Origin of the sequence: Effusibacillus lacus, assembly GCF_002335525.1 — a bacterium.
GTDB lineage: Bacteria > Bacillota > Bacilli > Tumebacillales > Effusibacillaceae > Effusibacillus > Effusibacillus lacus.
In genome coordinates this window covers 35,281-42,933 of sequence record NZ_BDUF01000046.1, presented here as the reverse complement: position 1 = coordinate 42,933, position 7,653 = coordinate 35,281, and the positions used below count along the sequence as shown (strand labels likewise).

At 54.5% G+C, this 7,653-nt stretch carries 8 protein-coding genes and 1 pseudogene; 2 read left to right on the top strand and 7 right to left on the bottom strand.

Features of this window, described 5'->3' with window-relative positions; all coding sequences use genetic code 11:
- The 5 genes from EFBL_RS08900 to EFBL_RS08880 form a co-directional block, all read right to left on the bottom strand.
- Positions 1-1,259, bottom strand: a 1,259-nt coding sequence (locus EFBL_RS08900) for an acyl-CoA carboxylase subunit beta (RefSeq protein ID WP_231705735.1), incomplete at its 3' end; no start/stop codon positions are given.
- A 27-nt stretch (positions 1,260-1,286) separates the two neighbouring features.
- The gene (locus tag EFBL_RS08895) at positions 1,287-2,126 is read right to left on the bottom strand and encodes an enoyl-CoA hydratase (RefSeq protein ID WP_096181791.1); all 840 of its coding nucleotides are present in this window, start codon (positions 2,124-2,126) and stop codon (positions 1,287-1,289) included.
- Between the two features lie 30 nt (positions 2,127-2,156).
- The gene (locus EFBL_RS08890; protein ID WP_096181803.1) at positions 2,157-3,062 is read right to left on the bottom strand and encodes a hydroxymethylglutaryl-CoA lyase; all 906 of its coding nucleotides are present in this window, start codon (positions 3,060-3,062) and stop codon (positions 2,157-2,159) included.
- Between the two features lie 39 nt (positions 3,063-3,101).
- Positions 3,102-3,314, bottom strand: a complete 213-nt coding sequence (locus EFBL_RS08885) for an acetyl-CoA carboxylase biotin carboxyl carrier protein subunit (RefSeq protein ID WP_096181790.1) — start codon at positions 3,312-3,314, stop codon at positions 3,102-3,104.
- A gap of 31 nt (positions 3,315-3,345) precedes the next feature.
- Positions 3,346-4,692, bottom strand: coding sequence for an acetyl-CoA carboxylase biotin carboxylase subunit (locus EFBL_RS08880; protein WP_096181789.1), 1,347 nt, complete (start codon positions 4,690-4,692; stop codon positions 3,346-3,348).
- Between the two features lie 157 nt (positions 4,693-4,849).
- On the opposite strand from EFBL_RS08880, the gene EFBL_RS08875 reads away from it, so the two are divergent.
- Positions 4,850-5,416, top strand: coding sequence for a hypothetical protein (locus EFBL_RS08875; protein WP_096181788.1), 567 nt, complete (start codon positions 4,850-4,852; stop codon positions 5,414-5,416).
- A gap of 52 nt (positions 5,417-5,468) precedes the next feature.
- Here EFBL_RS08875 and EFBL_RS08870 read toward each other — a convergent pair whose 3' ends face one another.
- Together EFBL_RS08870 and EFBL_RS08865 are read right to left on the bottom strand one after the other, a co-directional pair.
- The gene (locus EFBL_RS08870) at positions 5,469-5,690 is read right to left on the bottom strand and encodes a hypothetical protein (protein ID WP_096181787.1); all 222 of its coding nucleotides are present in this window, start codon (positions 5,688-5,690) and stop codon (positions 5,469-5,471) included.
- Positions 5,690-6,004 (bottom strand): annotated as a pseudogene (locus EFBL_RS08865) (cupin domain-containing protein); the annotation flags it as partial. The pseudogene EFBL_RS08865 and the gene EFBL_RS08870, both read right to left, overlap by 1 nt.
- A 309-nt stretch (positions 6,005-6,313) precedes the next feature.
- On the opposite strand from EFBL_RS08865, the gene EFBL_RS08860 reads away from it, so the two are divergent.
- On the top strand, positions 6,314-7,534 hold the full coding sequence (locus tag EFBL_RS08860; RefSeq protein ID WP_096181785.1) for an IS110 family RNA-guided transposase: 1,221 nt from the start codon (positions 6,314-6,316) through the stop codon (positions 7,532-7,534).
- The last annotated feature ends 119 nt before the right edge of the window (positions 7,535-7,653 follow it).

Here is a 7,653-nt window from a genome sequence, read left to right as displayed (position 1 = left end):
TGGGCGGTAGGCAGCGCCAGACAGCAGTCCGGTTCAAAGGCAGGGCCCGCCATGGCATACAGACCCGCTCCGTAAGCCTTGCGGACAATCACCGAGATCTTGGGGACGGTGGCTTCCGACATGGCCGAGATCATCTTGGCCCCGTGCCGGATAATGCCCGCCCGCTCCACCTTGGTTCCGATCATGAAGCCCGGAACATCGGCAAGGAAGAGCAGCGGAATGTGGAACGCATCGCACAGGGTAATAAAACGTGCCGCTTTGTCTGCCGAATCGTGGAACAACACGCCGCCCTTCACCCGCGGCTGGTTGGCAAGAATCCCCACCGGCTTTCCGTTCATCCGGGCCAGCCCCGTGATCAGTTCAGAGGCAAACAGCTTCTTGATTTCAAAAAACGTTCCTTCGTCAATGATCCGCTCAATCAGATCATACATGTTGAACGGAGCGTTCTGATTCGCTGGAATAATCTCCTCCAGGGTCTTCTCGACCGGTTTGGGTGCGGAAGGTTCCAGAACCGGCGGCTTCTCGGAAAAATTGGCCGGAAAGAAGGACAGATACTTCCGAGCCATATTGATGGCTTCCTCCTCATTGGCAGCCAGCACATCTCCGCAGCCGGACACGGAGCAGTGCATGCGGGCGCCGCCCATCTCCTCCAGGGTGACCTTCTCACCGATCACCATCTCGGCCATGCGGGGCGACCCCAGATACATGGAGGCATTGCCGTCCACCATGATCACAATGTCGCAAAACGCCGGGATGTAAGCGCCGCCCGCCGCGGACGGTCCGAACAGCAAGCATACTTGCGGGATCTTGCCTGACAGTTTGACCTGGTTGTAGAAAATCCGCCCGGCGCCCCGCCTTCCCGGGAACATTTCAATCTGGTCGGTGATGCGCGCGCCTGCCGAATCCACCAGGTAGATCAAGGGGACGCGCAGTTTCTCCGCCGTTTCTTGAATCCGGATGATCTTCTCAACGGTACGGGATCCCCAGGAACCGGCCTTGACCGTGGAGTCGTTGGCCATCACACAAACCGTTTGTCCATTTACTTTTCCGATGGCCGTCACCACACCGTCGGCGGGCAGATCTTCCGCCATGCAGTTGGCAAACAGCGCATCTTCCAGTTCGAATCCCGGATCGAACAACAGCTTTAAGCGGTCACGGACAAACAGTTTGCCCTGTTCCGCGTTCTTCTCGTGGTATTTCGGTGCACCGCCGCACTTGATTTTCTCCACGCGGGCCTGCAGTTCTTTCTCAAATGACATGCTTGACTTCCCTCCCAGTTGTGCCGCTTATTCTCCTTTGTATTCAGGTGCCCGTTTTTCCTTGAATGCCAGCAACCCTTCCAGCCTGTCCTTGGTAGGGATGGTCACTTCGTAGGCATTCTGCTCGATGGCAAGTCCGGTTTGCAGGTCCACGTCATATCCCTTGTCAATGGCAAACTTGGCCTGGGCCACCGCGATTGGCGCATTGCGGACAATCTGTCCTGCGATCTCCAGCGCCTTGTCCATCAAGTACTCCGGCCCTGTCACATACTCCACCAGGCCTATTTCCAATGCTTCGTTTGCTTCTATTCGGCGGGCTGTAAAAATCAATTCCTTCGCCCGCCCCTTGCCGATCAGCCTGGGCAACCGCTGCGTGCCCCCCGCGCCGGGAATGATTCCCAGGGACGTTTCGGTCAATCCGAACTTTGCCGTATCGGACGCGACACGGATGTCGCAAGCCAAAGCCAGCTCCGTTCCGCCTCCGAAGGCCACTCCGTTGACTGCCGCAATCACCGGCTGCGGCAGTGCCTCCAGGTCGTTGATGTTGCCCCGGATGAGCGAAACGGTCTTGCGAACCTGTGTCATGTCCATACTGGCCCGCTCCTTCAGATCAGCCCCCGCACAAAACGCTTTCTCCCCCGCTCCGGTCACAATCACGCAGCGGACAGAACGGTCAAACTTGATCTCGTAGATCGCTTCATGCAGCTCATAGAGCATCTGCAGCGACAGCGCGTTCGCCGCCTCCGGCCGGTTCAGGGTGACAACCGCGATTCCGTCTTCTCTTTTTGAAACCAAAACTGCCTTCTCGTTCACCTGTGTTTCTCCCCCTCGCGATTCAACCTCACAGTTCCCTTGGACAGCAGGCATGTCGCACTCTTCGCAATACCCCAAGGGACCTTACCCTGCACAGGAACCCAGCGTCTGCAGGGAATGGCTGGGCAGTTGGCGCCCCACCTTCTCTTGTATAAAGAGTGCGGCTGCAATCAGTTTGTCCCGGTCTATGCCCGTATGAATGCCCATACCCTCCAGCATGTAGAGCAAATCATCTGTAGCCAGATTGCCGGACGCTCCCGGCGCGTACGGGCAACCTCCCAGGCCGCCAAGCGATGCGTCAAAGACGGTGATGCCCATATCAAGGGATGCCAACACGTTTGCCATGGCGGTGCCCCGGGTGTCGTGAAAATGCATGGCCAATTTTTCAGCGGGAAAGCGCTTCAAGAGGACTTTCAGCACTTCCGTCACCTGTCTGGGATTGGCCACACCTATCGTGTCACCGAGCGACAGCTCTCCAATCCCCATCTCAAACAATCTGTCGGCAACGCGGACGACCGCTTCCACAGAAACAGGTCCTTCGTATGGACAGCCAAAGACGGTCGATACATAGCCGCGAACCGATTTTCCCGCGTTGATGGTTTCCTGTACCACTTCCTGCAGCACCGGATACGTGTCCTCGATGGACTTGTTAATGTTCTTGAGGTTGTGGGTCTCGGAAGCGGACATGAAAACCGCCGCTTCGTCAATGTTGGCCTCAAGCGCCCGCTCCAGCCCTCTCAGATTTGGCACGAGTGCGGTATACGTGATCCCCGGAACCCGCTCAATCCCCTTCGCCACTTCTACCGCATCCGCCAGGGCGGGAATCCACTTCGGATTCACAAAAGAGGTGATCTCAATATATTTCAGACCTGTCAAGGACAATTGATTAATCCAGGTGATCTTGTCCCCGGTTGCAATGACAGCCTGTTCATTCTGCAGTCCGTCCCTGGGGCCCACTTCCTTGACAGTCACTTTCTCTGGAAACTTCAGCACCGCGTCCAGCCTCCTCTCTGCGGCAGGATGGAATTGCTACTCGAGTTCCACCAGTACGTCCCCTTCGTTGACGAAATCCCCTTCATTGATTTTGACTTCCTTGACGGTTCCGGTCGCTTCGGCTGCAATCGGGATCTCCATTTTCATCGACTCCAGAATCACCACGTCTTGCCCCGCTTCCACCGCGTCGCCCGCCTTCACCAGAACCTTCCAGACATTGCCCGCCATGCTTGCCAATACTTGACTCATCGCAAAACCCTCCGTTTATGTGTATTGGGGATCACTTTTTCCCCTGAATATAGTGCGCCACGAAACCTGTGGTGGTGTCTCCCGACCGGAAAGCAGGGTGATCCGCGATTTCCCTCAGCATCGGGATGTTGGTCTTGATGCCTTCCACTTCATAGGCGGCAAGTGCATGTTGCAAGCGGTGAATTGCCTCTTCCCGCGTATCTCCCTTGACAACCAGTTTGGCGATCATCGGGTCGTAGAAGGGGGTCACGGTTGAACCCTCTCCAACCGCCAGTTCATTGCGAATACCGGTTCCCTCCGGCACTACAAATTTGGTGATGGTGCCAGGCGAAGGGAAGAAGGTCTTGGGATCCTCCGCATAGATCCGCACTTCAATCGCATGCCCCTCGCGTTTCACATCGTTCTGGACAAACCCCAGCGGTTCTCCGCATGCAATTCGCAATTGTTGTTCCACCAGATCAAGTCCCGTAATCTCTTCCGTAACAGGATGCTCCACCTGAAGCCGGGTGTTCATCTCCAGAAAGTAGAAGTTCTTGTCCCGGTCCACCAGGAATTCAATCGTCCCCGCATTGCTGTAGCCAAGGGATTGGGCAGCCTTGACAGCCGCTTCCCCCATTCGGGTCCGGGTGGCTTCGTCAAGGAACGGCGATGGCGCTTCCTCAACGACTTTCTGATGTCTCCGCTGGATGGAACATTCCCGCTCCCACAGATATACAGTATTCCCCTGTTTGTCGGCCAATACCTGGATTTCCACATGCCGCGGATTCTCAATGCACTTCTCGATATACATGGCCCCGTCCCCGAAAAAGTCAGTGGCGCGCTTCTTGTTCCCCTCATACGCCTTGCGAAGTTCTTCCTCATTCCGGACAATCTGCATGCCGATGCCGCCGCCGCCGGCCGATGCTTTCAACATGACCGGATAGCCGAAACGGTCAGCCACCTGGGCAGCTTCTTCCACATCAGAAAGCGGATGGGCAATGCCCGGCACAACAGGAACACCAACTTTTTCCATTGCAATGCGGGATTCGATCTTGCTTCCCATCCGCGCAATCACTTCAGGTGATGGCCCGATAAACACAATCCCCGCCTCTTCACACTTGCGGGCAAACACCGCATTTTCCGACAGCAGCCCGTATCCGGGATGAATTGCTTCCGCGCCCGTCTGTTTGGCGATTTCGATAATCTTGTCCATGTTCAGGTAACTTTCATTGACCCGCGGCCCTCCGACCTGGTAGGCCTCATCCGCCATCTTGACATGAGGCGCTGCCGCGTCCGCCTCGGAATATATACCGACCGTTCGGATGTTTAAGGCCATACAAGTGCGCATGACCCGAACCGCGATCTCTCCCCTGTTGGCAATCAGGATCTTCTTGAACATCGTCTCTCCCCCCTGCATCCGGTTGCTCTGACTCCTACTCCCTACTTCTACAATATACAATAAAAATCCTTTCATGAGCGAGCGCTCGTTCAGAATTTATTTTGTTGTGAGATTTTCCTGTTTTTGGGCAGGATATGGGCTAGAGGAGGTTGGCAACATGGGCAAACATGTAGTGGGGCAATTTCAGGACAATGATCAGGCTCTTCGGGCCATTTACAAGTTGAAGCCGATGTTTGAGAATCGGATAACCGTGGTTAAAAAAGCGCCGGGAGAACAAGACCGTGATTTGGGTGAAGTAACCGACGGGTTAACGGATGGCATCCCCATCGCCCAAGGAATCATCATGAATACCGCAACAGGCGCAGGCGTGACAGGCAACCCGGTATCGGGGTACGGGAAAGACCAGGGAGCGGACAACTACCTGGAAGCGGCAAACGAGAGCCATCTGCGGGAGGAGGCCAATAATGAGCGGGAAGCCATCATGGCTCGTTACTCCAGCACTCTCGTGATTGTGGAAACAACTGATGCGGATCGGGAGGAAGCCAAGAGAATCCTGGAGGAAAATGGGGCCACGCTGATCTCGTTGGCCAAGGCAGGCGCTCTGGGGAACGACGACCCGTTTGTGACCGCCGATCCCATCGAACCATTCAGTCCGCGAGGCTACATCGATCCCAATATTGGACTTGGGAATTATGGGATTGTCGATCCGCTGAAGGATGAATAGAGGGGTGGTCGCCACCCCACCGCGAGCAGACAGGTTCCTGCAGCCACGAACGTCACCCCCAGCAGCAGCATGTACCCGACCGCTGCCATAAAGGGATCATCGCCTGGGTAACCAACCCTCCGCCTTTCAACGGATGGACCAGCCAAGGGCCGGGAATGCAGGAAGCCAATTTTTTATGCAAACCATTCCCAGGATGGAAGAATCGTCTTGCCGCGAGTACTACCAGGATTGCCGAGATCAACCCGACAACGGGAAACATCATAGTCAAACCCATCAGAAAACCTCCTTCGCCAAAATCCGGTCTCCTCTGCTGTTTGGTTGAGATATTACCAGAAATTCGATTGTTTCGTCGGATTTGTTAAACATTTGGTGCGGCACGGTTGGAGGGATTTCCACCCCTTCATGTGGATGGATTTCAATGATTTCACCGTCTGCTTCAAGTGTAGCCGTACCTGACAGTACAAAGAAAAATTGCCTGGCATGTTGATGATAGTGCCTGACCTCGGATGTATGGGGAGGCATGCTTTCATGAATAATGCTTAATTCCTGGTTCTTTACAAGGTGCCACCCATCACATCCATTGCCCCATCTGTTTGCTTATTTTCACTGTCATTGCATGTCTCTCTCCCCTTAAAAGGTCATAAATAGGAGATAGACTTCCATGCCGCTGGCGCGGCACCATCAGATGATGAAAATAGGAGCGTGCGGTATAATGGACTTGCGGCTGGCGAGGGAGGTCGTGGAACTATGGTGCTACGAGCCCGTGAGTTAGACAGAGCCCCAGCGACCAGGTGCACCACAGATTGTTGCCCCTTTCGGGAGCACGCAGGATAGAATAATCGCTTGACGGTTGCTGCACCAGCCCTCAATCTTTACCGCCGCAAGGAGTTCTGCTGTATGGACGTCGTTTATACCCATGTATGCGGGCTGGACGTTCACAAGAAGAACGTGGTGGCCTGCGTGATCACGCCGGAAACCAAAGAAATCCGGACATTCTCCACCATGACCGATGACCTGATCCTGCTCGTGGACTGGATCAAAAGCAACGGGTGCACCCATGTCGCGATGGAAAGCACCGCCTCGTTCTGGAAGCCCATTTACAATCTTCTGGAGCTTGAGGACATTCAGACCCTTGTCGTCAACGCCAAAAGTATCAAGAACGTGCCCGGACGCAAGACGGATGTCAAGGATGCCGAATGGATCGCCAGTCTGCTTCGTCACGGTTTGCTTCAGGGCAGTTTCATCCCGAACCGCGACCAGCGGGAACTGCGTGAATTGATTCGATACCGGCGCAGTTTGATTGACGAGCGGGCCAGGGAAGTCAACCGCATACAAAAAGTGCTCGAAGGCGCCAACATCAAACTATCGTCTGTCGCCAGCGATGTGCTGGGGAAATCGGGACGAGCCATGATTGAAGCCATGATCGCCGGCGAAGAAAACCCGGAACTGCTTTCGGAATTGACACAGCGGCGATTGAAAAACAAAAAGGCAGAATTACAACGCGCCTTGAACGGACTGATGGGAAACCATCAGAAGCTGATGCTGGCGGCGCAACTGCGGCACATCGATTATCTGGACGATGAAATCGGCAGACTGGACGAAGAGATCAAGAGGCGAATGCTCCCTTTTGAGGAAGACCTGGAGCTGCTGGATACGATTCCCGGAGTGGCGAGAAGAACGGCTGAAACAATTGCAGCCGAAATCGGCACCGATATGGATCAATTCCCCTCCGCCGCTCATTTATGTTCATGGGCGGGGCTGTGCCCAGGTCAAAATGAAAGTGCCGGTAAACGGAAATCAGGAAAGACCCGCAAAGGAAACAAGAGACTCCGAAGCGCTCTTGTTGAAGCTGCACGCGCCGCCGCAAGAACGAAGAATACGTACTTGTCCAGTCAATATCATCGGATTGCCGCACGTCGGGGAGCCAATCGAGCAGCAGTAGCCGTAGCTCACAGCATATTGATGATCGCCTATTACATTCTCAAGCGCAGACAACCGTACATGGAATTGGGCCCAACCTATTACGAGGAACGAAAACGCGACACCATTATCAGACAATCAATTAAGAAACTTGAATCCTTGGGGTTAAAGGTCACGGTGGAATCAGCAGTCTCTTGACGATAGCGACGGTATATCGTTACTTTTTCAACCCTAACCATTTTTTGCAAGGTTCAGGGTCAGTTTCGTATTGCCTTTTTCAGTTCGTGCAATGAGTTAATTTTCAGGATAGAATCTTG

Excerpts from the sequence above, each read along its gene's own strand:
- EFBL_RS08895 (WP_096181791.1), bottom strand. The coding sequence starts at position 2,126 with ATGCCTGCTGTCCAAGGGAACTGTGAGGTTGAATCGCGAGGGGGAGAA.
- EFBL_RS08885 (WP_096181790.1), bottom strand. The coding sequence starts at position 3,314 with ATGAGTCAAGTATTGGCAAGCATGGCGGGCAATGTCTGGAAGGTTCTG.
- EFBL_RS08880 (WP_096181789.1), bottom strand. The coding sequence starts at position 4,692 with ATGTTCAAGAAGATCCTGATTGCCAACAGGGGAGAGATCGCGGTTCGG.
- EFBL_RS08875 (WP_096181788.1), top strand. The coding sequence starts at position 4,850 with ATGGGCAAACATGTAGTGGGGCAATTTCAGGACAATGATCAGGCTCTT.
- EFBL_RS08870 (WP_096181787.1), bottom strand. The coding sequence starts at position 5,690 with ATGGGTTTGACTATGATGTTTCCCGTTGTCGGGTTGATCTCGGCAATC.
- EFBL_RS08860 (WP_096181785.1), top strand. The coding sequence starts at position 6,314 with ATGGACGTCGTTTATACCCATGTATGCGGGCTGGACGTTCACAAGAAG.